Here is a 26558-nt window from a genome sequence, read left to right as displayed (position 1 = left end):
GGTAGATATGGACTTAAAAGGAAGTTAGCTTCAGCCATAGTAATAGTATTGTTTTTTGGTATATTTATAAGTATAGCTGTTATATTTATACCTAAAATTTTAAAAGAAAGTAGTAGTTTGTTTAAATCACTAGATTATTTAGAGATAAGGATATCAGAAATATATAATGGATTAAAAAATAATAATAAACTCTTTCTTTTGGTACATAATGAGCTAGAAAATAAAGTGCTAGAATATTTTAAAGGTATATCTATGGGAGTGTTTAGGGGCATAATTAATGCTTCAGAGCATATTATATCTTTAGCAGTAATTCCAGTAATATCTTATTATTTCCTAGCAGATAGAGAAATCATGTGGAGAAAGTTTTTAATTTTTATTCCTGTTAGAAGAAGGAATGTAGTAGAAGGAATAACTAAAGATATAGATAAAATACTTTCACGATATGTAATGAGCCAACTAGTGCTTTGTATAATCATTGGCGTTCTTACCTTTATAATACTTATAGTATTAAAAGTAGATTTTCCTTTGATTCTTGCATTAATAAATGCTATAGCTAACATAATACCTTATTTTGGACCATTATTTGGAGGAATTCCAGCAATTTTAATTGCTCTTCTAAGTTCTCCAACTAAGGCATTATATACTTTTATATGTCTTTATATAATTCAACAGGTAGAAGGAGATATAATATCACCTAAAATTGTTGGAGATAGTATATCTATGCATCCTCTTATGGTGATAATCCTTTTAATTATAGGTGGTAAAATAGGGGGATTTTTAGGTATGGTATTAGCAGTACCTTTTGGAGTCATGGTTAAGGTTATTTATGAGGATATAAATTATTATTTATTTTAAATATTGACATAAATCATATAATAAAATATAATTTTTCCATAAGTAAATAATGAAGAGCTGTGACAAGAAGGAGTAAATTTATATCTTTATATAGAGAGGAAGTGGAAGGTGAAAACTTCTTAAAGAATAAATTGAAGGCTGTCTTTGAGCTGTATAAACTTAAGTGATGAACTTTTAAGTTCATAATTAGGGTGGTACCACGGAATTTAGCTTTCGTCCCTTTATAGGGATGGGGGCTTTTTATATTTTTATATAGAATTAAGGAGGAATTTTTCATGAAAAAAATGGGATTAAATGAAATAAGAGAAGCATACTTAAAATTCTTCGAAGAAAAGAATCATTTAAGATTAGAAAGCTTTCCTTTAGTACCAAAAGATGATAAGGATCTATTGTTAATAAATGCAGGTATGGCACCATTAAAGCCATATTTTACAGGACTTAAAACACCACCAAGTAAAAGGGTAACTACTTGCCAAAAGTGTGTTAGAACTGGGGATATAGAGAATGTAGGAAAGACAGCAAGACATGCTACTTTCTTTGAGATGCTTGGTAACTTTTCTTTTGGAGATTATTTTAAAGAAGAAATTATCCAGTGGGCATGGGAGTTTATAACTAAGAACCTTGATATACCAAAGGATAAGCTTTATGTTACAATATACTTAGATGATGATGAGGCTTATGATATATGGACTAGTAAAACTGATGTAGATCCAAGTAGAATATTTAGACTTGGAAAAGAGGATAATTTCTGGGAAATAGGGGTAGGACCTTGTGGACCATGCTCAGAGATACACTATGATAGAGGAGAAGGAAAAGTATCCACTGTAGAGGAATTTATAGAGGCTTCAGATAATGATAGAATAGTGGAATTCTGGAATCTTGTATTTACTCAATTTAATAAGGATGAAGAAGGGGTATACCACAAACTATCTCATCCTAATATAGATACAGGAATGGGACTTGAAAGAATATCTACTATAATGCAGGGTACGGAAAATATATTTGAAATAGATACTATAAAGTCTATTTTAGATAAGGTATGTGCTATAGGTAATGTAGATTATGGCAAAGATAAAAATAAGGATACATCAGTACGTATAATCACTGACCATGTAAAAAGTGTAACATTTTTAATATGTGATGGTGTTCTTCCATCTAATGAAGGTAGAGGCTATGTCCTTAGAAGACTTTTAAGAAGAGCAGCAAGACATGGAAGATTACTTGGAATCAATAAAACATTCTTAAGTGAAGTTGTGGATAGGGTTGTAGAAAATTATGGAGTGGCTTATCCAGAGATTAAAGAAAAGAATGACTATATTAAAAAGGTTATAAATATAGAGGAAGAAAGATTTAACGAAACTATAGATAGTGGAGAGGAAATACTTAAATCCTATATTAATGAACTGAAAGATAATAAACATAAGGTTTTAAGTGGAGAAAAAGCATTTAAACTTCATGATACCTATGGTTTCCCATTAGAGCTTACAGAAGAGATATTAAGTGAAAATGGTATGGAAGTAGATATAAAAGGCTTCAATGAAGAAATGGATCTTCAAAGAAAAAGGGCAAGAGAAGCAAGAGGAGAGAGTAGCTATATGGGAGCAGAAGACTCCATATTAAATAAAGTAGCACAAGATATAGATACTGAATTTAAAGGCTACGAAGACTTAATATTTGAAGGTAAAATTGTTCAAATTGTAAAGGATGAGGTCTTTGTAGATAGCTTAAAAGAAAACGAAGAGGGAATAATTATTGTTGACAATACTCCTTTCTATGCAGAAATGGGAGGTCAAGTAGGTGATACCGGATATATCTATGGAAATAATGGAGAAGTTCAGATAAAGGATTGTAGGAAAAATATTTCAGGAAAGATAATGCATTTTGCCACTGTGAAAAATGGCTCTATAAACAAGGGGGAAGTGGTAAAGCTTAAAGTAGATAAAGAAAGAAGAGAGAGTATATGTAAGAACCATACAGCTACTCACCTGTTACATGAAGCATTAAAGAAAATTTTAGGTGATCACGTTAATCAATCAGGATCTTATGTTGATAATGAAAGATTAAGATTTGACTTTACTCATTTCTCAGCATTAACAGAGGAAGAGATTGCTAAAGTAGAAAGATTAGTAAACGAAAAGATAATGGAAGCTTCAATGATAGATACAAATATAATGACAGTGGATGAAGCAAAGTCTTGTGGTGCTATTGCTTTATTCGAAAATAAGTATAAGGAAGATGTAAGAGTAGTTTCAGTAGGAACCTTTAGTAAGGAACTTTGTGGGGGAACCCATGTAAGGAATTCAGGACAAATTGGCTTATTCAAAATTATAAGTGAAGCTGGAGTTGCAGCAGGTATAAGAAGAATAGAAGCTGTAACTGGAGGTAATGCTTTAAATTATATGGAAGAAAAACATTTAATGATTAAAGAAGTATCAAAAGCATTAAAATGTACAGAAAAGGATATAATAGAAAAGATAAATCAAAATATCTTAACATTGAAAGAAAAGGATAAGGAGATTCAAAACCTTAAATCTAAAATGGTAAAGGGAGTAGAAAATGATATAGTTAAAGAAGTCCAAGAAGTAAAGGGAGTAAAATTTGTAGCTTATAAACTTACGGATATAGATGCCAATGGACTAAGAGATATAGCAGACAAGGTAAAGGGAAAACTTCAAGAAGGTGTAATAGTCCTTGGAGCTGTAAAGGATGGAAAGGTAAACTTTGTTTCTATGGCATCAAAGGATGTAATAGAAAAGGGAGCTCATGCAGGTAAGATAATAAAAGAAGTTGCAACTATTGCTGGCGGAGGCGGTGGTGGAAGACCTGATATGGCTCAAGCTGGTGGTAAGCTGCCAGAAAAGGTTGATGAAGCCCTAAGTGTAGTTTCAAAAGTCTTAGAAAATTTACTTCAATAAAAATAACGTATATACATTTTCTAGTTTTTGATTTATAATAGAGTTATCAAATGAGAATAAATAATAATTACAGTTATTAATTAAATTATAAAGTTAAAATTTGAATAAGTTAATAGAAGTAGGGTTATACTACAAAATGAACTACTTACATGTGTGAAGTATAATGTAAGGAGGTGAAGCTGCATATAAGCAGCCTAATCATGGTGAATAATGAACATACAATGGAATTTGATTTTAATAGGGATAAGGAAGATTTGACTAAAGCTATTCTTACAGAAATATATAGCTCTTTAAAAGAAAAGGGATATAATCCTGTAAACCAATTAGTTGGATATTTAATTTCTGGAGATCCAACCTATATTACAAATTATAATGGTGCTAGAGCTTTAGTTAGAAAACTAGAAAGAGATGAAATTTTAGAAGAAGTTTTAAAATCTTATTTAGACATAAAGTAAAAAAGTGCCCTAATTTTAGGGCACTTTTACTTTAAAATGAGCTTAAGGAGAAATAAATGAGAATATTAGGATTAGATATAGGGGATAGAACTATAGGGGTAGCTATAAGTGACCCATTGGGATATACAGCTCAAGGAATTACGACTATAAGAAGAAAGATTGATCCTTTAGATATTGAGGAAGTAAGAAAGATATGTGAAAATTATAGTGTGGAAAAAATAGTTTCAGGTCTTCCTAAGAATATGAATGGAACAGTAGGACCACAAGGTGAGAAGGTAATGGAGTTTTGTGATAAATTAAAAGACTCTTTAAATATAGATATTGAATATTGGGATGAGAGATTAACTACAGTAGCAGCACATAGGGCAATGTTAGAAGCTGACATGTCTAGAGCGAAAAGAAAGAAAATTGTGGATAAGATAGCGGCTACATATATTCTTCAAGGATATTTAGATAGATTATCAAAGTAATGGATAATTATTATTGACAAATAATTAAATTAAACTTAAAATTACAATAAATAGAGGAGTGTAAAAATGGAAAATAACATGGATACAATAATGTTAGTGGACGAAGATGGCGTTGAGTGCGAATTTGAAATAGCACAAAGATTTGGTGTTGAAGAAAATGAATATGTGATTGTAATACCAGTAGAAAGTGAAGATGAGGAAGAAGGAATACTTCTAAAAATAATAGAGGATGAAGAGGGAAGTTTTACTTTAACTACAGTTGATGATGAGGCAGAATATGACATCGCAGCTGAAGTATATACAACCCTTTTCACTGAAGAAGAATAATAATAAAGGAATGGGGTAGTTATATGCCAAAGTTATCTACATCAGAAATAAATGGTTTGAAGGAAGATTTAAAAAAGAAAGGATATAAATTAACACCTCAAAGAAGAGCCATAGTTGACACAATCATAGATAATGAAGGAAAGCATTTAACTGTTGAAGAAATTTATGATGAAGTTAAAAAAGACTGTCCGGAAATAGGGCTAGCAACTGTATATAGAACTATAGTCTTACTTGAAGAGCTTGGGATAGTATATAAATTAGATCTTAATGATGGATGTAGTAGGTACGAATTAGTTCATAAAGATGAACTACATAGACATCATCATTTAATTTGTACCAAGTGTGGTAAAGTAATAGAGGTTGAGGGCGATCTTTTAGATAACTTAGAAGAAAAAATTGAGGTACAATATAAATTTAAAATAAAAGATCATAGTGTAAAGTTTTTTGGAATATGCGAAGAGTGTGAAGAGGAATAATAGCAACATACAGATAAGAACAAGGAGGTAAATTAATGAAAAAAGAAAAGGATAAAGTCAAAGTAATTCCTCTTGGCGGACTAAATGAAATCGGAAAAAATATGACAGTCATAGAGTACAAAGAGGATATTATAGTAATTGACTGCGGATTAAAATTTCCAGATGAAGATATGTTTGGTATAGATATCGTTATACCAGATGTAACTTATCTTTTAAAGAACAAAGAAAGAGTTAGAGGTATATTCTTTACTCATGGACATGAAGACCACATAGGGGCACTACCATATATACTAAAGCAAATAAATGTACCTGTATATGGAACGAAGCTTACTCTTGGGTTAATAGAAACAAAGCTTAAGGAGCATGGACTTTTAAGCACAACTGAACTTATAAGAGTAAAGGCAAGAGATATAATAAGACTGAATAATGCCTCAGTAGAATTTATAAAAACAAATCACAGTATTGCAGATTCTGTTGCTATAGCAATACACACTCCACTAGGAGTAGTCCTTCACACAGGAGATTTCAAAGTAGACTATACTCCAATAGATGGAGAAATAATGGATTTTGCAAGGTTCGCAGAACTTGGTAAAAAAGGCGTTTTAGTAATGCTTGCAGATAGTACCAATGTTGAAAGACCAGGATACACTATGTCAGAAAGAACCGTTGGAGAAGCCTTTGAAAAGATTTTCTTAAAGGCTAAGGGAAGAATACTTGTTGCAACCTTTGCATCAAATATTCACAGGATACAGCAAGTCTTAATAGCAGCCGAGAAGTATGGAAGAAAAGTGGCGGTATCTGGAAGAAGTATGGAAAATACTGTTGCGGTAGCTTCAGAGCTTGGATATTTAGATGCAGGAAAAGATATTATGATAAATATCGATTCTATAAATAGGTATCCTGATGATAAAATAGTTATAGTTACTACAGGAAGCCAAGGAGAGCCAATGTCAGCTTTAGCTAGAATGGCAACTTCAGAGCATAAGAAAGTTAATATCATAGAGGGGGATACTGTAATTATATCTGCAAACCCTATACCTGGAAATGAAAAGCTTATTTCCAAGGTAATAAATCAGTTATTTAAAAAAGGTGCAGAAGTAATATATGAAGCCCTTGATGATATTCATGTATCTGGGCATGCTTGTCAGGAAGAATTAAAGCTTATGCAATGTCTTGCGAAGCCTAGATTCTTTATACCAGTTCATGGAGAGTATAGGCATTTAAAGCAGCATAAGGAGCTTGCTGAAAAATTAGGTATGCCTTCAAGTAATATATGTATCATGGATAATGGTGATGTTGTAGAAGTTTCAAGAGATCAGATAAGAAAGAATGGTACCGTAGTTTCTGGTCAGGTCTTTGTAGATGGACTTGGGGTTGGAGATGTTGGGAATATTGTATTAAGAGATAGAAAGCATCTTTCTCAAGATGGTATTCTTACAGTGGTAGTAACCATAGAAAAGGAAAGTGGAGCTGTAATTGCAGGACCAGATATAATATCAAGAGGATTCGTATATGTTAGAGAGTCTGAAGGATTAATGGATGAAGCAAGAGAAATAGTAAAATCAGCTCTTAGGGAATGTGAAATTAAGAAAATTACAGATTGGGCATCTATGAAATCTATGATTAAGGATGCATTAAGAGTTTATTTATATGAAAAAACCAAGAGAAAACCTATGATATTACCAATTATAATGGAGATATAAGAAATCTAAGGGGAGAATTTTATGAATATTTATGATAAGACTCATGAACTTGCTAAGGTTCTTAAGGATACCAAAGAAGTTGTAGATTATAGGGAAGCTCATAAAAAAATATCAGAGAATCAAGACAATAAGAAAATGGTAGATGATTTTAGAAAGCTTCAGCTTGAAGCTTATAATGAGCAAATGACTAAGGGACAGTTATCTAAAGAGATAACAGATAAGATGCAAGGATTAGGGGCTATTCTATCATCCAATGTAGAGGTGTCTAATTATTTGCAAAGTGAAGCTAAGTTTGCAGTGCTTTGGGAAGATATAATTAAAATCTTACACGAAGCTATTGGATTAGATTTAACTTTTGAAAATGACAATAAATAGGTTAAAAAGTTGACTTTTTTATACCTTGCTATTAAAATTAATATGATTAAAGTAAGATTGGGTACTTAAGTATCCAATTTTATTTTGCACAAAAGGCTAGAACAATCATTAAACAATGAAATATAAAAAACTTTGGAGGAAAATATATGAGTTTATTTGTTAGAAATGATATAAGAAATATAGCAATTATTGCACACGTTGACCATGGTAAAACTACTTTAGTGGATGCATTACTTAAACAAAGTAATGTTTTTAGAAGTAATGAAAAAGTTGAAGAAAGAGTAATGGACTCTAATGATTTAGAAAAGGAAAGAGGAATTACAATACTTTCTAAGAATACAGCTGTTGACTATGAAGGCGTGAAAATAAACATTGTAGATACACCAGGCCATGCTGACTTTGGTGGTGAAGTTGAACGTGTTCTTAAGATGGTAGATAGCGTTATCCTTGTGGTAGATTCTTATGAAGGAGCAATGCCACAGACAAAGTTCGTTTTAAAGAAAGCTTTAGAACTTGGATTACATCCAATGGTTGTAATAAACAAGATAGATAAGCCAAATGCTAGACCAGAAGAGGTTATTGATGAAGTATTTGAGCTATTTATGGAGCTTGGAGCTACAGATGAGCAATTAGACTTCCCAATAGTATACTGTTCAGCTAGAAACGGATATGCTATGGCTAGTTTAGAAGAAACTAATGACAATATGATTCCTTTATTTGATACTATAATAAAGCATGTTAAGGCTCCAGAAGGAGATATAGACAAGTCATTACAAATGCTTGTAACTACTCTTGACTCAAATGAGTATGTAGGAAGAATATCTATTGGTAAGGTAGAAAGAGGAGTTATAAGAAAGAACCAAAATGTTACCGTAATACAGAAGGATGGTTCTTCAACTAATGCAAAAATCTCTAACCTTTATGTTTATGAAGGGCTAAATAGAGTCGAAGCAGAAGAAGCTATGCTTGGAGATATAGTTGCTGTAAGTGGAGTTTCTAATGCTAATATAGGAGATACTATAGCAGATAGCTTAAATCCAGAAGCATTACCATTTATTGATATAGATGAACCAACTATAAGCATGAACTTTATGGTAAATGATTCACCTTTTGCAGGAAGAGAAGGGGATTTTGTAACTTCAAGACACTTAAGAGATAGATTATTAAAGGAATTAGAAACTAACGTTAGTTTAAGAGTAGAAGAGTTATCCCCTGACTGCTTTAAAGTAAGTGGTAGAGGAGAACTTCATTTATCAATACTAATAGAGACTATGAGAAGAGAAGGATATGAGTTCCAAGTATCTAAGCCATCTGTTATATTCAAAGAAGAAGATGGTAAAAAACTTGAGCCTATAGAGTATCTTACAGTAGACGTTCCAGAAGAGTTCATGGGACCTGTAATGGAAAAACTTGGACCAAGAAAGGCTGAAATGGTTAATATGACTTCAGCAGTAAATGGATATGTAAGACTTGAGTTTAAGGTTCCAGCAAGAGGTCTTATAGGATTTAGAAATGAATTCATGACAGATACAAAGGGTAATGGAATAATGAATCATATCTTTGAAGGATATGAAAAATTCAAGGGAGATATTCCAGAGAGAACAAGAGGATCACTAATTGTTTTTGAATCAGGGGAAGCTGTAGCTTATGGATTATTCAATGCTCAAGAGAGAGGAAGACTATTCATAGGACCAGGAACTGAAGTTTACTCAGGTATGATTTCAGGAGAATGTTCAAGAGCAGATGATATAGAAGTCAATGTTTGTAAGAAAAAACATCTTTCAAATACAAGAGCTTCAGGATCAGATGATTCATTAAAGTTAACACCAATAGTTCAAATGTCTCTTGAGCAAAGTTTAGAGTTCATAAGAGCAGACGAGCTAGTTGAAGTTACACCAAAGAACGTAAGAATGAGAAAAAGATTGTTAGATGCAAATGAAAGAAAGAGAGCTATTAATAGAAAGAAATAATTAGAATCTTTTCTATTGGGGGTTATTATGAAAAAGAGGGTTATTATTATATTTATTTGCTTATTTATCTTAGCCTTAGGGACTTATATAGGGGTTAAATCCTATTATAAGTCTAAGGTTATAGATAGACCTTTTAGTTTAACTGTAGATAAGGTTAAGTTAAAGGTGAATGAAGGTGACACCTTAAATCATGTTATAGAAAAGTTTTCATCTCAAAATATTATACATAATAAGTATTTAATTAAGTATTATCTTAAATATAATAATATTAATACTAACATTATCCCAGGAACATACTACATTAAAAAGGATATGAATTTAAAAGCTTTTATAGATATGCTTAGTAGTGGAAAAGTTAGTGATAATCTTGTAAAAGTAACAATTCCAGAAGGGTTTAATGTAGAGGATATAGCACATAGGTTAGAAGAAAATCATATAATAGCCAAAGAAGATTTTATAAAAAGTGTAAAAGAATATAAACTTCCAGACTATATTAAAAAGTCATCAGAAAGAAAATATAGTGTAGAAGGATATCTATTCCCAGATACTTATGATTTTGAAAAGGGAATGGATGGAGATGATATTATAGATATAATGATAGAACGATTTGAATATGTGATAATGGATATTGAAAGCAAAGAAGGTAAGACTGTAGATATGGATGCCATTGATGATATAATCACTATGGGGTCCATTATTGAAAAAGAAGTTGAAAAGGATGAGGAAAGAGGAAAAGTAGCCTCAGTATTCTATAATAGAATAGATAGGGAAATGAAACTTCAATCCTGTGCAACTGTATTATATTCATTAGGAGTACATAAAGAGGAATTATCTAATGAGGATTTAAAGATTAATTCTCCATATAATACTTACTTGGTAGATAAGTTACCAGTAGGACCTATATGCTCTCCAGGAAGAGCATCCATAGAAGCGGCGTTAAGTCCAAATTCTACAAATTATTTATTTTTTATTTCTAATGATGATGGAACTCACAGCTTTACAGCTTCAGATAAAGAGTTTTTAAAACTTAAGGAAGCAAGGGATAGAAGAATAAAAAGATAAATTGGAGGATTCTATGAGTGGAGTAACACATGAATATATGGAACAATATTTAAGGGATTTGATTCCAGCGAGTAAAGGAACATTAAAAGAGCTAGAGGACTTCGCAAAAGAAAATTCAGTTCCTATTATACAAAAGGAAGCAGGAAAATTTTTAGAATTCATGATAAACATGAAAAGACCTAAAAAGGTTTTAGAACTTGGTACAGCTATAGGATATTCTTCAATCCTTATGGCTGAGAGTGTAAAATATAAACTTCCCATAGTAACTATTGAAAGAGATGAAAAAATGGTGTCTTTAGCTAAAAATAACATAAAGAATTATGGTTATAATGATAGAATAAATGTAATTCAAGGGGATTGCCTTGAGGTCCTTGAAAAATTAGATGATAAATTCGATGTTATATTTATGGATGCTGGAAAAGGACATTACAATCACTTTCTTCCTCATTGTTTAAGACTTTTAAATAATGATGGAATAATAATTGCAGATAATGTATTATTTAGGGGAATGGTTGCTTCTGACGATTTAGTTAAAAGAAGAAAAATAACCATAGTAAAAAGAATGAGAACCTATCTTGAAATGGTTTCAAATAATGAAGATTTAATCACATCAGTTATACCTATGGGAGATGGTATAGCTATTACTAAAAGGAGGATGAATCATGAATAAAAGACCAGAATTACTTGCGCCAGCAGGAAGCTTAGAAAAATTAAAAACAGCCATTGATTTTGGAGCAGATGCAGTATACTTAGGAGGAAGTAAATTAAACTTAAGAGCTTTTGCAGATAACTTTACTCCAGAACAGATTAAAGAAGGAGTAGAATATGCACATGAAAGAGGAAGAAAAGTTTATGTTACAATAAACGTATTTCCTCATAATGCAGATATAGATGGACTTGAAAATTATATAAAGGAATTAGAATCTCTTGGAGTAGATGCAATTCTGGTTGCAGATCCTTCTATAATAATAACTGCTAAAGAGGTTGCACCTAATCTAGAAATTCATTTAAGCACACAAGCAAATAATGTTAACTGGAAATCAGCATTATTCTGGTACAATATGGGGGTTAAGAGAATAGTTCTTGCAAGAGAGCTTTCCTTAAAGGAAATTAAAGAAATAAGAAGCAGACTTCCAGAGGATTGTGAACTTGAGGCATTTGTACATGGATCTATGTGTATGGCATATTCAGGTAGATGCTTAATATCTAATTATATGACAGGAAGAGATTCTAATAGAGGAGCTTGTTCTCAAGCATGTAGATATAAATACCATTTAGTAGAAGAAAAAAGACCAGGGGAGTATTTCCCAGTGGTAGAAGATGAAAATGGAGCATATATAATGAACTCTAAGGATTTATGTATGATAGAGTATATAAAAGATGTAATAGATGCTGGAGTGTATTCCTTAAAGATAGAAGGAAGGATGAAGAGTATTTATTACGCAGCTGCTACTGTTAAGGCATATAGAGAGGCTATAGATTCATATGTAGAAGATCCAGAGAATTGGAAATTTGAGCAAAAATGGATGGATAACCTTTTAAAAGTAAGTCATAGACAATATCATACAGGATTCTATTTTGGTAAAAATAATGAACAGGTATATGACAATTCATCTTACATAAGAGACTATGATATTGTAGGTGTAGTTAGAACTTATGATAAGGAGAAGAAAATAGCAGAAATAGAACAAAGAAATAGAGTTTTTGAAGGAGATAAGGTTGAAATTTTAAGACCAATTGGTGACAATTTTGAAGTTTCATTAGATGATATGAGAGAAACCAATGGTAATAAAATAGAGGTAGCTAATAGAGCTCAGATGTTCTTTACTATAAAGTGTGACACTGAATTAAAACCTAAGGATATGCTAATAAAGAGCAAGGGGGAAAACTAATGAAAAAGCCAATATTTATAGGAATAGCTGGCGGAACAGGATCAGGTAAAAGTACTATAGCTAAGGAGATATATAGTCAGTTTAATGAAGATTGCATAGCAATGATTGAGCATGACGCTTATTATAAAGATCAAAGTAATATGCCCTTTGAAGAGAGAATAAAGACTAATTATGATCATCCTAATGCTTTAGATACAGAGCTTTTAATAGAACATGTAAAATGTCTTTGCAAAGGCAATGCAATAAAAAAACCTATATATAATTTTGCAGAGCATACAAGACAAGAAGAGACAATTTTAGTTGAACCAAGAGATATAATAATTGTAGAAGGAATCATGATTTTGGAAGAACCAAGACTTAGAGACCTTCTAGATATAAAAATATATGTAGATACTGATGCTGATGTTAGAATAATAAGAAGATTAGTTAGAGATATAAATGAAAGAGGAAGAACCGTGGATTCTGTTATAGACCAATATTTAGGTGTTGTTAGACCTATGCATATGCAGTTTGTAGAACCTACAAAGAGATATGCAGATATTATAATACCTGAGGGTGGACATAATAGGGTAGCTATAGATATAATGGTGGCGAATATAAAACATATTTTACAGTCAAGATAGAATAAAGCATCTACCTTTTGGCAATAATTAGCTAAAAGGAGGTGCTTTTTTATGAGAAGACGTAGTGTTATATTATTTTTTAGTTATGTATTAATTTTTATTCTACTTATAATTAGAATAGTAGATATACAGTATTTTAAGGGTGAAGAATTAAATTTAAAAGCTAATTCTCAGCACAGTTATACTGAAGTTGTACAAGAACTGAAATATAATGTTTTTGATAGTAAAGGAATAAATCTTGTAGACTATGATAATAAAAGCATATTAGTTATAGATATATTAGCCTTTAAAAGAGAAAATAACAGCACACCTTTAGAAGAAATTTATGCTTTAGATTATATATTAAGAAATTATGATAAATCCTATGATCTTATGAAAATCTTAAGTGAAGGGGAAGTTGGAAAAAAATATTTTACTGTAGATAAAGACGTGTTAGATAAGATAGATATGTTAAAAGAAATAAAAGGGGTATATTCCTATGATTATAGTAAGGTACACAAAGGGGAACCTTGGAATATAGTAACCATGCTCATAGATGGAATAGATAAAGGAAATGATGGAACTCTTCAAGGAGATTTATACAATATAATAAAAGACAATAGCGATACTATAGTAAGTTATACTAAAGATAATGAAGGTAATATAAATGAACAAGGAATAAAGAATGAAAGAGATAATTCAAATATATATTTAACATTAAATAAGGATATAGAAAACACTGTTAAAGGAGTTTTAAAAAAGGAAGAATTTAAGGACTTTAAGGATATTGGAGTGGCAATTATGGAAAGTTCTACAGGTAAGGTAAGGGCCATGGTACAAAAGGATGATACAAGACCCAATGTACTTTTAGGATCTGCCACTGAAAACGGATTTGCTCCAGGATCAATTTTTAAACTTGTAGTTTTAGGGGCAGCCTTAAATGAAAAACTTATAACTCCAAATGAAAAATTTACATGTGATTATACTCCAACTCTTCCCTGCAGGAGAAGTCATGGAGAGTTAACAGTAGAACAGGCTTTGATAGAATCTTGTAATAATATTTTCGCAGAAATAGGATCAAGGCTGGGAAGTGAAAAGATTATTAACTATGGAAAGTCTCAAGGACTTTATGAAAAGGTTCTTCCTTTTAAAGGAGATAAAGAAGCTAAAGGTGATTATGTTATTTCTAAAGAGGATGAGGGAGGAGCAACTAATATTTCTATGGGACAAAATATGAGAATAACTCCTCTTCAAGCTTTAGGTATTGCTTCAACTATTACTAATGGGGGAAATTATATAAAACCTACCATAGTAGATAAAGTAATGAATGGACATGGAGAAGACATTAAAACATTTCAAGGAGAAAAAACGAAGGTTTTTGATGCTAGGGTAAGTTCTTATGTAAAGTCAGCTATGAAGAAAGTTATTACAGATGAAAATGGAACTGGAAAAATGGCTTTTATAGATAAGAATATAGATATGGGAGGAAAGACAGGAACAGCTACTAGAATGGAACCCATAAAAGATAAAGATATAGAAAAAAATAATATAGACTTAGCAGATAGTGAAGATATAAAATCAGGACTAGAGAAACATAATGATGGATGGTTTTTAGGATATTTTAAAATGAATAATAAATATTATTCCATGGTAGTGTTTGTAAAAGATATAGGTGAAAATCATGGGGGCGGAGACACTGCAGCGCCAATTTTTAGAGATATAATAAAAGAATTGAATGTAAAAAAATAGTAATTTTTTAAGCTATTAATCATATCATAGTATTAAGCACTAATAGGGGGAGCAGCTTGTGTTTATCTTTCAATGCTTTTTTGATATGGTTGGTAATATACCATTTCTAGCGGGGTATGTAACAGGAAATAATTCCTTTCCAAAACCTCTAGATGAGAAAGAGGAAGAGCTTTATTTACGAAAGTTAAAAGAAGGCGATGAAATAGCTAAACAAGTTTTAGTTGAAAGAAATTTAAGACTTGTGGCACATATAGTGAAGAAATATTCATTCCCAGGTAGGGAAGTAGATGATTTAATATCTATTGGGACTGTGGGTCTTATTAAGGCAATTGATTCCTTTGATTATGAAAAGGGTACTAGACTTGCAACCTATGCAGCAAGATGTATAGAAAATGAAATCCTTATGCTTATAAGAAATAATAAAAAAGTTAAAGGAGAGGTATTTCTTCATGACCCTATAGGGGTAGATAAAGAAGGTAATGAAATTTCATTAATTGATGTATTAAGTACAGATGAAGATTCAGTAGTTGAAATAGTTGAGAACAAGATACAAATAAAAAAGCTATATAAAAAGATAAATCTTTGTTTGACAGAGAGAGAAAAACTTATAATAGAGATGAGATATGGGTTAATTGATGGCAACTCTAAAACTCAGAGAGAAATAGCAGGTATGCTTGGTATTTCTAGATCTTATGTTTCTCGAATTGAAAAGAGAGCATTAAAGAAATTATTTAAGGAGTTAAATGGGAAAAATAGGATATAATGAAGGTGCTAAATTTCTTTTGTAATCTTAAATTTATAAAAGGAATTTGGCACATTTTTGTAGAATAGTTAATTAGGAGTTGATATCTATGAGAATATGTGGATTATTAGGGAGAAATATAGGGTATTCTAAGTCACCAAAAATTCATAATAATTATTATAGAATTAATAATATAGACTTAAAATATGAACTTTTTGACATAGAGGATTATGAGTTAGAAGAGTTTTTTAATAATCTAAAGGGTAGCAATATAATAGGGTTTAATGTAACAATACCTTATAAAGAAAAGGTTTTAAAATATCTAAATAATTTAGTATATCCATCAAACATTATAGGAGCGGTGAATACTGTAGTTGTAAGGGATAATACTTATCTAGGGTATAATACGGACTACTTTGGCTTTATAAAAAGTTTACAAGTGAATGGTATAGATGTAAAAGGAAAAAATATATTAATTTTGGGAAATGGAGGGTCTTCCAGAGCTGTATTTTATGCCTTAAAAGATTTAGGAGTAGCATCTATAGATATAGCAGGACGAGATCTTAGAAAGATAGAAAGGGAATTTCTTTTAGTAGATAATATATTAAACATAAATTCAGACCTTAATCTTTATAAATATGATATGTTAATTAACTGCACTCCCTTAGGAAATCTCAACAATCCACACTTTCCCTTTAACATAAAAAGGATAAAGAAAAATCTTGTAATATACGATTTAAATTATGAGCCAAGTAAAACTAAGCTCATGGAATTAGGTGAATCTTTAGGGGTTAAATGTGTTAATGGAGAGGATATGCTTAAATTCCAAGCCTATGAAGCCATTGATATATGGCGTGAAAGTATTAAATAAATTTTAAACAGGAGGGTCAATTTTGTATACATTAAGAGAATTACTAGAAATAACACTAAGAGAAAAGGCCTCAGATTTACACTTAACTGTAGGAACTACTCCCATTATTAGAATAAATGGTGCGCTTATACATGTGGGAGAGAAGAAACTTTCTCCAAAGGATGTGGAGGAATTTGCAAAAGAAATATTAGGGGAATATTTCGAAGACTATTTAAATGAGGGAGAGTATGATACTTCTTACTCTATTCCAGGGTTTGGAAGGTTTAGAGTTAATATATTTAAACAAAGGGGAAGCGATGCAATTGCTCTGAGAGTAATAACATTAAAGGTTCCAACGTTAAATGACTTAAACCATCCACCTGTTATAAAAGAATTAATAAATAAACAAAGGGGTTTAATATTAGTTACAGGGCCTACAGGAAGTGGAAAGAGTACAACTTTAGCAGCTATGATAAATGAGATAAATAGTACTAGAAATGCTCATATAATAACCTTAGAAGATCCTATAGAATATTTACATAAACATAATAAGTCTATAATAAATCAAAGAGAAATAGGGAAAGATACTAAATCTTATCAAAAAGCTTTAAAGGCCATTCTTAGAGAAGATCCAGATGTTATACTAGTAGGAGAAATGAGAGATATAGAAACTATAGCAATAGCTATAACTGCTGCAGAAACAGGACATCTTGTATTGTCTACTCTTCACACTATAGGGGCGGCAAAGACTATAGATAGGATAGTAGATGTTTTTCCACCTCATCAGCAGCAACAAATAAAGGTTCAGTTGGCAGCGGTTCTTCAAGGGGTAATATCTCAACAGCTACTTCCAAGAAGTGATGGAGAGGGAAGAGTTTCAGCTCTTGAAGTTATGACATCAACTCCAGCTATACAAAACTTAATAAGAGAGGGAAAAACTCATCAAATAGAATCCTCTGTTCAGACAGGAAGTAAGTATGGTATGAAAACTATGGATATGGCTATAGTACAGCTTTATAAAAGTGGAGTTATAACAGAAGAAACAGCTATGACATTTGCAGTAGATAGAGAAATGATTAGTAGGATGATGCTTCTTTAATAAAGGATAGCCTTTTGGCTATCCTTTATTTTATATAATCATATATGGAAGTATTATGCTTTAATAATATTAAAGATTATATTTTTACAATTTAGTGATATATGTGATTATTTAAGCGGTATAATATTATGGGAAATTTTATTAAAATGATAAATAAAAAATAACTGAAATTGAACAAAGGTATAGTATTTAAAAGTAATTTGTGTTAAAATAACTTTGATTAAGGGGGAGATACAATGGAAATCTTTAATTCCTTAGTACACATTATATCAGCAGTATTTACTAACTTAGTTGTTGTAGTGTCAATGTATTATTTAATACTTTCTTTTTTTGGACTTATAAGATTTAAGGAGAAGAAAGAATTTTCTCCAGAAAAGAGCTTTGCATTTATAGTAGCGGCTCATAATGAAGAAATGGTTATAGAAGACATTGTAAATAGTCTACACATGGTTGACTATCCTAAAGAGTTATATGACATCTTTGTTATTGCTGATAATTGTACGGATAATACTGCGCTTAAAGCTAGGGAATCAGGTGCTTTGGTTTTTGAGAGAGTTAACAAAAACGAAAGAGGAAAAGGTTATGCCCTAGAATGGATGTTTGATAAGATTTTTAAAATGGAAAAAAAATACGATGCAGTAGTAGTTTTAGATGCAGATAACTTAGTTTCAAAAAACTTCCTAAGAGTTATGAATAACAAGTTATGTAATGGAGATAAGGTAGTACAAGGATATCTTGATAGTAAAAATCCTAAGGATACTTGGATAACAGGTAGTTACTCCATAGCCTTTTGGACTTCAAATAGAATGTTTCAATTATCTAGAAGTAATTTAGGATTATCAAATCAACTTGGTGGAACAGGATTTTGTATAGATACTAATGTATTAAGAGAGTTAGGTTGGGGAGCAACTTGTCTTACTGAAGACTTAGAGTTTACATGTAAACTTGTTTTAAATGATTGTAAGGTAGGATGGGCCCATGATGCGGTTATATATGACGAAAAACCATTGACTCTTGCTCAATCTTGGGCTCAGAGAAGAAGATGGATGCAGGGGTTTGCAGATGTTGCTTCAAGATACTTTTTTAAGCTTATGAAAAAATCTATAAAAGAATTTAACATAGTAGCTTTAGATTGTGCTTTTTATAGCATTCAACCAATAATAATAATACTTTTAGGCGTAGCTATGATTTTAAATTCTATAAATTATTTTTTAATGGCACCAGAGCTTATAGCAAAAGCTGTAACTATGGTTCAAACTGCTAATTTTACTATGATTAAGACAGGGGCAGTATTGCTTATTGTTATGCAGCTTATATATACACCTTTTATCTTAATTCTTGATAAGAAGCTTAGTTTTAAAATGTTAGTATACTACTTAATATATCCAATTTATGCTATAACTTGGATTCCAATATCTATTCAAGGAATATTAAATAAGAATAAAAAGGAGTGGTCACATACTTTACATACAAGAAGTATAAAGATCACAGACCTTGAAGAAGCAAAATAAGGACGGGATATCTCGTCCTTTACTTTTATATATATTATAATATATACTAAGTAGTATATAAATAATCACTGGAAAAGTGCCATATTTAAAAGGAATTTTTAAAAATATGTTGAATATATAGTATGAGTTTAAATGCTATCTGCGAAGGAGGTAGACAAAAGAGGATGAATAACAATTATATCGTTGGTATTGACATGGGATCCTCATCTATATATGGAATAATAGGCAAGGCAGATAAGCAGGGAAAACTAAAAATATTAGCAAATACTGAAGTAAAATGTGATGGAATAAAGAAAGGTATAGTTGTTAATATAGATAGTGTAACTGAAGCTTTAAAAAGTTGCCTTGAAGACATGGAAAGAGTTATTAATCTATATATAGACGAAGTTTTTATAGGGATACCTTCGTCAATTTGTAGACTTGTATCTAATAAGGGAATGATAGCGATTTCAGGAGAAGAGGATACTATAGGTGAAGCTGATATAAAAAGAGTTCTAGATTCAGCTAAAGTAGTATCCATAGGAAAAGATGAAAAAGTTATTGATATAATTCCAGAAAGATTTATAATTGATGAGTCTTATGAGATTGACAATCCCTTAAATATGAAAGGAAGTAGATTAGAGGTAGATGCAAAAGTTGTTGTAGCTAATGAAATTTACTTAGATTCTATATATAAGTGTTTTGATAATTTAAAAGTAGGAGTAAAAGGTACAACTTTAAAAATACATGCGGCGTCTTCTTTTATACTAACCAAAGAAGACAGAAAAGAGACTATAACCATTGTAGATGTGGGTGCTGATAATACTGACATAGGTATCTATAAGAATGGTACTTTAGTACATATGAACTCTTTTAATATAGGTGGAAATAATATAACAGGGGATATTATGTACTTTACCAAGTCTTCTTTTAAGGAATCAGAAGAACTTAAGTTTAAATATGCAGACTTAGGTAGAAATGTTGAAGATATAGAGATAAGAAAAGATGGAGAAGAATATGTTCTTCAAGGAGACATATTATGTGATATAATAGATGCTAGAATTGAAGAAATTTTAAATTTTATTTTAAATGAATTAAAGAATTCTATATATATGGACGATATAACCACCGTAATTATATATGGAGGAGGAATTGCCCATTATAAATCTTTAATGAATATAGGTAAAAAAGTAATAAGTAAACCCATATATGCATTTAATAAACACACCACAGATTTAGAGAATACTTTAACCATTAATTCATTAGGTATTGTTAAACATGTATTTAATGAGTTAAAATTAGATTATAACAAAATTATTGATGATAATAGGGTTGAAAATAATGAATCAGAAATTAATAAAAAAGAAAAGAAGCCAGAAGGTTTTATAGGGAAGATAAAGAGTTTTCTAGGTGAATATTTCTAAAGAGGAGGAATTGTCTTGTTAGATTTTGATGTAGATGTTCAACAATTTGCCAATATTAAGGTTATAGGTTGCGGAGGCGGAGGAAACAACGCTGTTAATAGAATGATACTTGAAGGATTAAAAAATGTAGAGTTTATATCTGTAAATACAGATAAGCAGGCTTTAATGCTATCTCATGCTACTCAAAAGATTCAAATTGGAGACAAGCTTACTAAAGGGCTTGGAGCAGGAGCTAATCCAGAGATAGGAAAAAAAGCAGCAGAAGAGAGTAAGGAAGAAATATCTCAAGCTATTAAAGGTGCGGATATGGTATTTATAACTGCTGGTATGGGCGGTGGAACCGGTACAGGTGCAGCACCAGTAGTTGCAGAAATAGCTAAGTCTATGGGAATTCTTACAGTGGGAGTAGTTACAAAACCATTTCCATTTGAAGGAAGAAAGAGAATGCTTCATGCAGAGATGGGAATAAATAACCTAAAGGAAAGAGTAGATACCTTAGTTACAATACCTAATGAAAGATTACTAACTATGGTAGATAAGAAGACTACATTACTTGATTCTTTCAAAATGGCAGATGATATTTTAAGACAAGGTGTACAAGGTATATCAGACCTCATAACTATACCAGGACTTGTTAACCTTGACTTTGCAGATGTTAGAACAGTAATGGTTGATAAAGGACTTGCTCACATGGGTGTGGGATACGGAACAGGAGACAATAGAGCAGCAGATGCAGCTAAAGAAGCTATATCTTCTCCATTACTTGAAACTTCAATAGTTGGAGCTACAGGAGTTCTATTAAATGTTACTGGTGGTACAGATCTTGGTCTTCTTGAAATAAATGAAGCTGCGGAAGTTGTACAACAAGCTGCAGACCCAGATGCTAATATAATATTCGGAGCTGTTATAGATGAGAATCTTAAGGATGAAATAAGAATAACTGTTATAGCAACTGGATTTGAATCTGAGAGAGAAATGGTTAAGAGACCAGAAGAGAAACATATTCAAGAGCCTATTAAAGAGCAAAGAATTAAAAAAGAGCAAGATTTTGATGCAGCGGAAGAAGAAGTAGCATCAACAAGAACATATAATGATAATGACATAGAAATACCAGCTTTCTTAAGAAAGAATAAAAGATAGTCAGTAGTGTATACTACTGACTATCTTTTTTTATTTGAAAAATTTTATCTAATAGCTAGGATCTGTAACCCCCATCCTCTTAAAAAGTGGGGGATAACAGTTGCTACGACCCTAGATTAACTCATCTAACCTTCAGATGGTGGAAAGAACAAGATGAGTTCTATTTCAGTAGTATATATAAATAAGTTTAATACTTATTTTCTTAAAATAAGTGGTGATATAATAACTTCCCTTACATATAAAGTCATAGGAAAATATATTAAGATAAAGAATGTAATGGATAAATATGTAAAAAAATAAAGGAATAAAAAAACCTATGAACTTTAGAAAATGACAAAATTTTAAGTCTAGGACAGTTATAATAATTAACAAGGGGGGAGAGAAAATGGAGGTATATGCAGATATACTAATACTAGAAAATTTTATTGTAAATCTATTTTTACTATATTTAACCTCACAAACCCTAAGGACAAAATATTCTCTTAAGAGATTTATTATGCCAGCTTTTATAGGAGCCTTATACTGTCTAGTTGTTCTCTTTGATTTTCTGAATTTTCTTAATAATCTGCCGGTGAAAATTATAGTAAGCTTTTTAATGACTTTTTTAGTTTTTAGAAAGAGAGAAATTTTATTTATAATAAAAAGCTCTATAATATATATAGTTTATTCTATGGTACTTGCAGGTGTGTGTGTGTTTGTGGATATTTCAAAAGAAACAACTTTTTCTTTTACTTATGAAACCATAGATTTTTCCTATAAATATTTACTTTTATCTTTAATGATTATCTATTTATTTAGTAGTCGTATAAATGCTTTTGTTCAGGATAGAAAATCTATGAACAAATACATATATGATATAGAGATACTAGATAATAACTTTAAGGCTAAGATGAAGGCTTTTCTAGACACAGGAAATGAACTTAGAGAGCCTGCAACTAATTTACCAGTAATAATAATTGAGGAACATGTATTAAAAGATTACAAGTTTAAAAGTGAAGATACATTTAAAATACCATATCAAGCTGTAAATGGACATAGAGGAGAACTTAAGGGATTTAAACCTTTAGGGGTAAAAATATCCTATGACCATGATAATATACAATTTAGAGAAGTCATTGTTTGTCTTTGTAAAGAAAGACTAAGTAGTACAGAGGATTATGTTGCATTGTTATCAAGAGGATTAATATAGGGGTGATAAATATGATAAAGCTAAAGGTAATCTTAAACAGAATATTATCTAAGATGAAACTATTTGCAAAAAAACTTTATTACATAGGAGGTAATGATGCTCTTCCACCTCCTTTATCTAAAGATGAAGAGGTAGATTTAGTTTTAAGACTTGTAAAGGGAGAGAAGAGCGTAAAGGGAACCTTAATTGAGAGGAATTTAAGATTAGTTGTATATATTGCAAGGAAATTTGAAAATACAGGAGTTTCAGTTGAGGATTTGACATCTGTTGGAACTATAGGTCTTATTAAGGCAGTTAGCACCTTTGATCCAGAAAAGAAAATAAAGCTTGCTACTTATGCATCAAGATGTATAGAAAATGAGATTCTTATGTATCTTAGAAGGAATTCAAAGATAAAGGCTGAGATTTCCTTTTATGAACCATTAAATACAGATTGGGATGGTAATGAGTTACTGTTATCAGACATATTAGGTACAGAAAATGATACAGTTTATAATTATATAGAGGATGAAATAGATAGAGAACTTCTATGTGTTGCTTTAGATAAATTAAATGAAAGAGAAAAAGAAATTGTGAGGCTTAGATTCGGACTTCAAGGGTTTAAAGAAAAGACCCAGAAAGAAGTTGCCGACATGCTTGGTATATCTCAGTCTTATATATCTAGATTAGAAAAAAGAATTATTAGTAGATTAAAAAAAGAAATAAACAAAATGTTATAGGGTTGTCAGCAGTATAAAATTTTATCCCTGAGGGAACACTTTTAATTGAATTACTCTGAAGGGACTGATAACTATATGATGATTAGCAAGGTAGAAATCTGTGGCGTAAATACATCAAAGTTGCCTGTGCTAAAGGAAAAAGAAATGAAAGCACTACTTATAGCAATTAGGCAAGGAAATAATACTGCAAGGGAAGACTTTATAAGAGGTAATTTAAGATTAGTTTTAAGTGTTATTCAGAGATTTAATAACCGAGGAGAAAATGTTGATGATTTATTCCAAGTCGGATGTATAGGTCTTATGAAAGCAATAGATAATTTTGATTTAAGTCAAAATGTAAAATTTTCAACCTATGCAGTGCCTATGATAATAGGAGAGATAAGAAGATATTTAAGAGATAATAACTCCATAAGAGTTAGTAGATCCCTTAGGGATATTGCCTATCGAGCTTTACTTGTACGTGATAGACTAGTTAATGAAAATAATAAAGAGCCTACTATATCTCAAATAGCAAAGGAGCTTGAAGTTCCGAGGGAAGAGGTAGTCTTTGCTTTAGATGCCATCCAAGATCCAGTATCTTTATTTGAACCCATATATAACGATGGTGGAGATGCTATATATGTTATGGATCAAATAAGTGATAACAAAAACTTAGATGAGAGTTGGCTTGAAAATATTTCAATAAAAGAGGCAATGAAAAAGCTTAATGATAGGGAAAAATTAATACTTAACTTAAGGTTTTTTGATGGAAGAACCCAAATGGAGGTAGCAGATGAGATAGGTATATCTCAAGCTCAGGTATCTAGATTGGAAAAAACAGCATTAAGACACATGAGGAAATATGTTTAAAAAGAGTCTGATTTCAGACTCTTTTTATTTTATCTGATGGCTATAAGCTGTAACATCCCCATCCTCTTAAAAGGTTGGGGATAACAGTTGCTACGACCCTAGATTAACTCATCTAACTTTCAGATGGTGGAAAGAACACCACCAGAAGGAAGATTCGTTCTATATAAAACTAAGATATATAGGTGTAGTATAAACTATAAACTTTGCATATATATTTAGCATAGTATAATGAATAGATACATATAAATTACTTAGGGGAGGGATTATTATGGAAATAAATTCTATGCATTCTATAAATCAAATAAAATCTATGGAGGTAATTGATGTAAACCTAGGAGCAAAGATTGGATATATAAGAGATCTAAAAATAGATTGTGAAGAATGTAAGGTAGTGGCACTGATATTACCAGAGATAAAAGCATCTTGGTTTGCTAAGGGAGAACATAGAGAAATACCTTGGGATAAAGTCGTTAAAATAGGCGTAGATGTAATACTTGTAGATTATGAGAAAAGTAATTTAAATGATATATAGAAATTATAGAAAATTATAGTATAATACTACTATAGAAACTAAAAAAGAAGGGCGTGAAGTTTATGAAATGTCCATATTGCACCAATGAAGAAAGCAAGGTTGTAGACTCTAGATCTACAGATGACGATAATGCAATAAGAAGAAGAAGAGAATGTTTAAAGTGTAATAAAAGGTATACAACCTATGAGAAAATAGAGGATATTCCTATATTAGTAATAAAAAAAGACTTAACAAGAGAATACTTTGATAAAAGTAAGGTAGTTAATGGACTTATGAAGGCATGTCAGAAAAGACCGGTTTCTAGAGCACAGATTGATGCAATAGCTCAAGATATAGAGAAATATCTAAGCAATGAAATGCTTACAGAGGTTAAATCAGAATACATAGGGGAGCTTATAATGGAGAAGTTGAAAAGTATTGATGAAGTATCCTATGTACGTTTTGCTTCAGTATATAGACAGTTTAAAGACATAAATACATTCATGGAAGAGATTAAAAACTTAATGTCAAATAAGCCAAACTACTTAGATTAGTTTGGCTTATGTTAATATTAAGTAAAAAAAGGTTAAAACTAATTAGGGGTTATACTAGAAAGAATAAAATATGTTAAGATTAGGTTAGGAGAAGGTTATGAAAATAGTTAATTTAGATAAAGGTGAACGACTTATAGAGATAAATTTTGAAAATGCAACTATGGTATTTTCAACAGGAGAGAATAATTTAGATTTTAGAAAGAATAAAAGTAGCTTTAAAGAGAGTCTAGATAAGATTTCTACATATTATGGACTTAAAGAAATAAAAGTTTTGTCCCAAGTACATAGTAGTATAGTACTGGATATAAAGGAAGAAGGAAGAGAAGGTGACGGACTAATTACTAATGAAAAACATATAGGAATTGGAGTTCTAACTGCAGATTGTGTCCCTCTTCTTTTATATGATGAGAAAAATAAAGCCATAGGAGCAGTTCATAGTGGATGGAAGGGAACCTTAGATCATATATCCTTAAAAGCAGTAAATAAAATGAATAAACTCTATAATTGTGATCCTTTTAATATAAAAGCTGTTATAGGACCACATAATAGGGAATGCTGCTATGAGTTTGGAGAAGATTTAATAGAGAAATTTTTAGAAGATGAAATATTTAAAGGGTCAAAGGTTAGAGAAAATAGAAATTTAAATGTTGAAAACTGTATAATAGAAGATTTAAAATATGGAGGATTAAGAGAGGAAGATATAAAGTCTTTAGGGTTATGTACTTATTGTAATAATAAATTTAAGTTTCACTCTTATAGGAAAGATAGAGAGGAAAGTGGCAGATTATTATCTTTAATATTTATGAAATAGTTAGGAGGAGTTCATATGTCGGAGGAAAAAATATTAGTAGTAGATGATGAGGATCACATATTAGAACTTATTAAATTTAACCTGGAAAAGGAAGGATATAAAGTAATTACATGTGGTAATGGAATAGAAGCTCTAAAACTTATAAAGGAAGAAATGCCAAAGCTAATATTATTAGATCTAATGCTTCCAGGAATGGACGGATACGATATTTGTAAAGCTATAAGAAGAGAGGAAGCTATTTCTCACATTCCTGTAATTATGATTACAGCAAAAGGAGAAGAACTTGATAAAATTTTAGGTCTTGAACTAGGGGCAGATGACTATATAAC

27 protein-coding genes and 1 other annotated feature are annotated in these 26558 nt (G+C 31.0%); all 27 genes read left to right on the top strand.

From position 1 onward, the window contains the following. On the top strand, positions 1 to 855 hold an 855-nt coding region (locus tag AB2369_RS01690), incomplete at its 5' end, for an AI-2E family transporter (RefSeq protein ID WP_367664738.1). Positions 856 to 905: 50 nt separating this feature from the next. Next, positions 906 to 1079: a binding site (T-box leader), on the top strand. A gap of 51 nt (positions 1080 to 1130) precedes the next feature. Further along, complete coding sequence (gene alaS, locus AB2369_RS01685; RefSeq protein WP_367664737.1) at positions 1131 to 3770, top strand: alanine--tRNA ligase; 2640 nt, start codon at positions 1131 to 1133, stop codon at positions 3768 to 3770. Positions 3771 to 3970: 200 nt separating this feature from the next. Continuing rightward, entirely contained in the window at positions 3971 to 4225 is a 255-nt protein-coding gene (locus tag AB2369_RS01680) for an IreB family regulatory phosphoprotein (RefSeq protein ID WP_027634108.1), read from the top strand. Between the two features lie 56 nt (positions 4226 to 4281). After that, positions 4282 to 4695, top strand: a complete 414-nt coding sequence (gene ruvX, locus AB2369_RS01675; protein ID WP_367664736.1) for a Holliday junction resolvase RuvX — start codon at positions 4282 to 4284, stop codon at positions 4693 to 4695. A gap of 66 nt (positions 4696 to 4761) precedes the next feature. Then, positions 4762 to 5022 carry a DUF1292 domain-containing protein gene (locus AB2369_RS01670; protein WP_367664735.1) on the top strand — a complete coding sequence of 87 codons (261 nt, stop codon included), beginning with the start codon at positions 4762 to 4764 and terminating at the stop codon, positions 5020 to 5022. Between the two features lie 23 nt (positions 5023 to 5045). Continuing rightward, on the top strand, positions 5046 to 5498 hold the full coding sequence (locus AB2369_RS01665; RefSeq protein WP_367664734.1) for a Fur family transcriptional regulator: 453 nt from the start codon (positions 5046 to 5048) through the stop codon (positions 5496 to 5498). 35 nt (positions 5499 to 5533) lie between these two features. Beyond that, positions 5534 to 7201, top strand: a complete 1668-nt coding sequence (locus tag AB2369_RS01660; protein WP_367664733.1) for a ribonuclease J — start codon at positions 5534 to 5536, stop codon at positions 7199 to 7201. Between the two features lie 21 nt (positions 7202 to 7222). Then, positions 7223 to 7576: a YlbF family regulator gene (locus tag AB2369_RS01655; RefSeq protein WP_367664732.1), complete on the top strand. Its 354-nt coding sequence runs from the start codon at positions 7223 to 7225 to the stop codon at positions 7574 to 7576. Between the two features lie 146 nt (positions 7577 to 7722). Next, complete coding sequence (gene typA, locus AB2369_RS01650; protein ID WP_367664731.1) at positions 7723 to 9546, top strand: translational GTPase TypA; 1824 nt, start codon at positions 7723 to 7725, stop codon at positions 9544 to 9546. Positions 9547 to 9573: 27 nt separating this feature from the next. Next, the gene (gene mltG, locus AB2369_RS01645) at positions 9574 to 10608 is read left to right on the top strand and encodes an endolytic transglycosylase MltG (RefSeq protein WP_367664730.1); all 1035 of its coding nucleotides are present in this window, start codon (positions 9574 to 9576) and stop codon (positions 10606 to 10608) included. A 13-nt stretch (positions 10609 to 10621) separates the two neighbouring features. After that, a complete protein-coding gene (locus AB2369_RS01640) occupies positions 10622 to 11278 on the top strand; it encodes an O-methyltransferase (RefSeq protein ID WP_367664729.1) in 657 nt (218 codons plus the stop codon). After that, entirely contained in the window at positions 11271 to 12500 is a 1230-nt protein-coding gene (locus AB2369_RS01635) for a U32 family peptidase (protein WP_367664728.1), read from the top strand. The genes AB2369_RS01640 and AB2369_RS01635 overlap by 8 nt, the downstream gene beginning before the upstream one ends. Further along, positions 12500 to 13123: a uridine kinase gene (udk, locus tag AB2369_RS01630; RefSeq protein ID WP_367664727.1), complete on the top strand. Its 624-nt coding sequence runs from the start codon at positions 12500 to 12502 to the stop codon at positions 13121 to 13123. The genes AB2369_RS01635 and udk overlap by 1 nt, the downstream gene beginning before the upstream one ends. A 51-nt stretch (positions 13124 to 13174) precedes the next feature. Then, positions 13175 to 14851: a penicillin-binding transpeptidase domain-containing protein gene (locus AB2369_RS01625; protein ID WP_367664726.1), complete on the top strand. Its 1677-nt coding sequence runs from the start codon at positions 13175 to 13177 to the stop codon at positions 14849 to 14851. 58 nt (positions 14852 to 14909) lie between these two features. Beyond that, positions 14910 to 15614, top strand: coding sequence for an RNA polymerase sporulation sigma factor SigK (sigK, locus tag AB2369_RS01620; RefSeq protein ID WP_367664725.1), 705 nt, complete (start codon positions 14910 to 14912; stop codon positions 15612 to 15614). Between the two features lie 88 nt (positions 15615 to 15702). Continuing rightward, positions 15703 to 16464: a shikimate dehydrogenase gene (locus tag AB2369_RS01615; protein WP_367664724.1), complete on the top strand. Its 762-nt coding sequence runs from the start codon at positions 15703 to 15705 to the stop codon at positions 16462 to 16464. Positions 16465 to 16486: 22 nt separating this feature from the next. Next, complete coding sequence (locus AB2369_RS01610; protein WP_367664723.1) at positions 16487 to 17542, top strand: type IV pilus twitching motility protein PilT; 1056 nt, start codon at positions 16487 to 16489, stop codon at positions 17540 to 17542. 236 nt (positions 17543 to 17778) lie between these two features. Continuing rightward, the gene (locus AB2369_RS01605) at positions 17779 to 19053 is read left to right on the top strand and encodes a glycosyltransferase family 2 protein (protein WP_367664722.1); all 1275 of its coding nucleotides are present in this window, start codon (positions 17779 to 17781) and stop codon (positions 19051 to 19053) included. A gap of 164 nt (positions 19054 to 19217) precedes the next feature. Continuing rightward, positions 19218 to 20456, top strand: a complete 1239-nt coding sequence (ftsA, locus tag AB2369_RS01600; RefSeq protein ID WP_367664721.1) for a cell division protein FtsA — start codon at positions 19218 to 19220, stop codon at positions 20454 to 20456. A 15-nt stretch (positions 20457 to 20471) separates the two neighbouring features. Then, complete coding sequence (gene ftsZ, locus AB2369_RS01595) at positions 20472 to 21596, top strand: cell division protein FtsZ (RefSeq protein ID WP_367664720.1); 1125 nt, start codon at positions 20472 to 20474, stop codon at positions 21594 to 21596. A gap of 385 nt (positions 21597 to 21981) precedes the next feature. Then, complete coding sequence (spoIIGA, locus tag AB2369_RS01590) at positions 21982 to 22785, top strand: sigma-E processing peptidase SpoIIGA (protein ID WP_367664719.1); 804 nt, start codon at positions 21982 to 21984, stop codon at positions 22783 to 22785. An 11-nt stretch (positions 22786 to 22796) separates the two neighbouring features. After that, positions 22797 to 23504, top strand: a complete 708-nt coding sequence (gene sigE, locus AB2369_RS01585) for an RNA polymerase sporulation sigma factor SigE (protein ID WP_367664718.1) — start codon at positions 22797 to 22799, stop codon at positions 23502 to 23504. A 75-nt stretch (positions 23505 to 23579) separates the two neighbouring features. Beyond that, positions 23580 to 24353: an RNA polymerase sporulation sigma factor SigG gene (gene sigG, locus AB2369_RS01580; protein ID WP_367664739.1), complete on the top strand. Its 774-nt coding sequence runs from the start codon at positions 23580 to 23582 to the stop codon at positions 24351 to 24353. A 268-nt stretch (positions 24354 to 24621) separates the two neighbouring features. Next, complete coding sequence (locus AB2369_RS01575; RefSeq protein ID WP_367664717.1) at positions 24622 to 24885, top strand: YlmC/YmxH family sporulation protein; 264 nt, start codon at positions 24622 to 24624, stop codon at positions 24883 to 24885. A gap of 62 nt (positions 24886 to 24947) precedes the next feature. Continuing rightward, positions 24948 to 25418, top strand: a complete 471-nt coding sequence (nrdR, locus tag AB2369_RS01570; RefSeq protein WP_367664716.1) for a transcriptional regulator NrdR — start codon at positions 24948 to 24950, stop codon at positions 25416 to 25418. Between the two features lie 97 nt (positions 25419 to 25515). Next, complete coding sequence (gene pgeF, locus AB2369_RS01565; protein WP_367664715.1) at positions 25516 to 26229, top strand: peptidoglycan editing factor PgeF; 714 nt, start codon at positions 25516 to 25518, stop codon at positions 26227 to 26229. A 15-nt stretch (positions 26230 to 26244) separates the two neighbouring features. Then, on the top strand, positions 26245 to 26558 hold a 314-nt coding region (locus AB2369_RS01560), incomplete at its 3' end, for a response regulator (protein ID WP_367664714.1).

Origin of the sequence: Clostridium sp. (genome assembly GCF_040797585.1) — a bacterium.
Classification (GTDB): Bacteria; Bacillota; Clostridia; order Clostridiales; family Clostridiaceae; genus Clostridium_Z.
The sequence above is the reverse complement of the archived record's forward strand: the minus strand, read 5'-3'. Positions and strand labels throughout refer to the sequence as shown.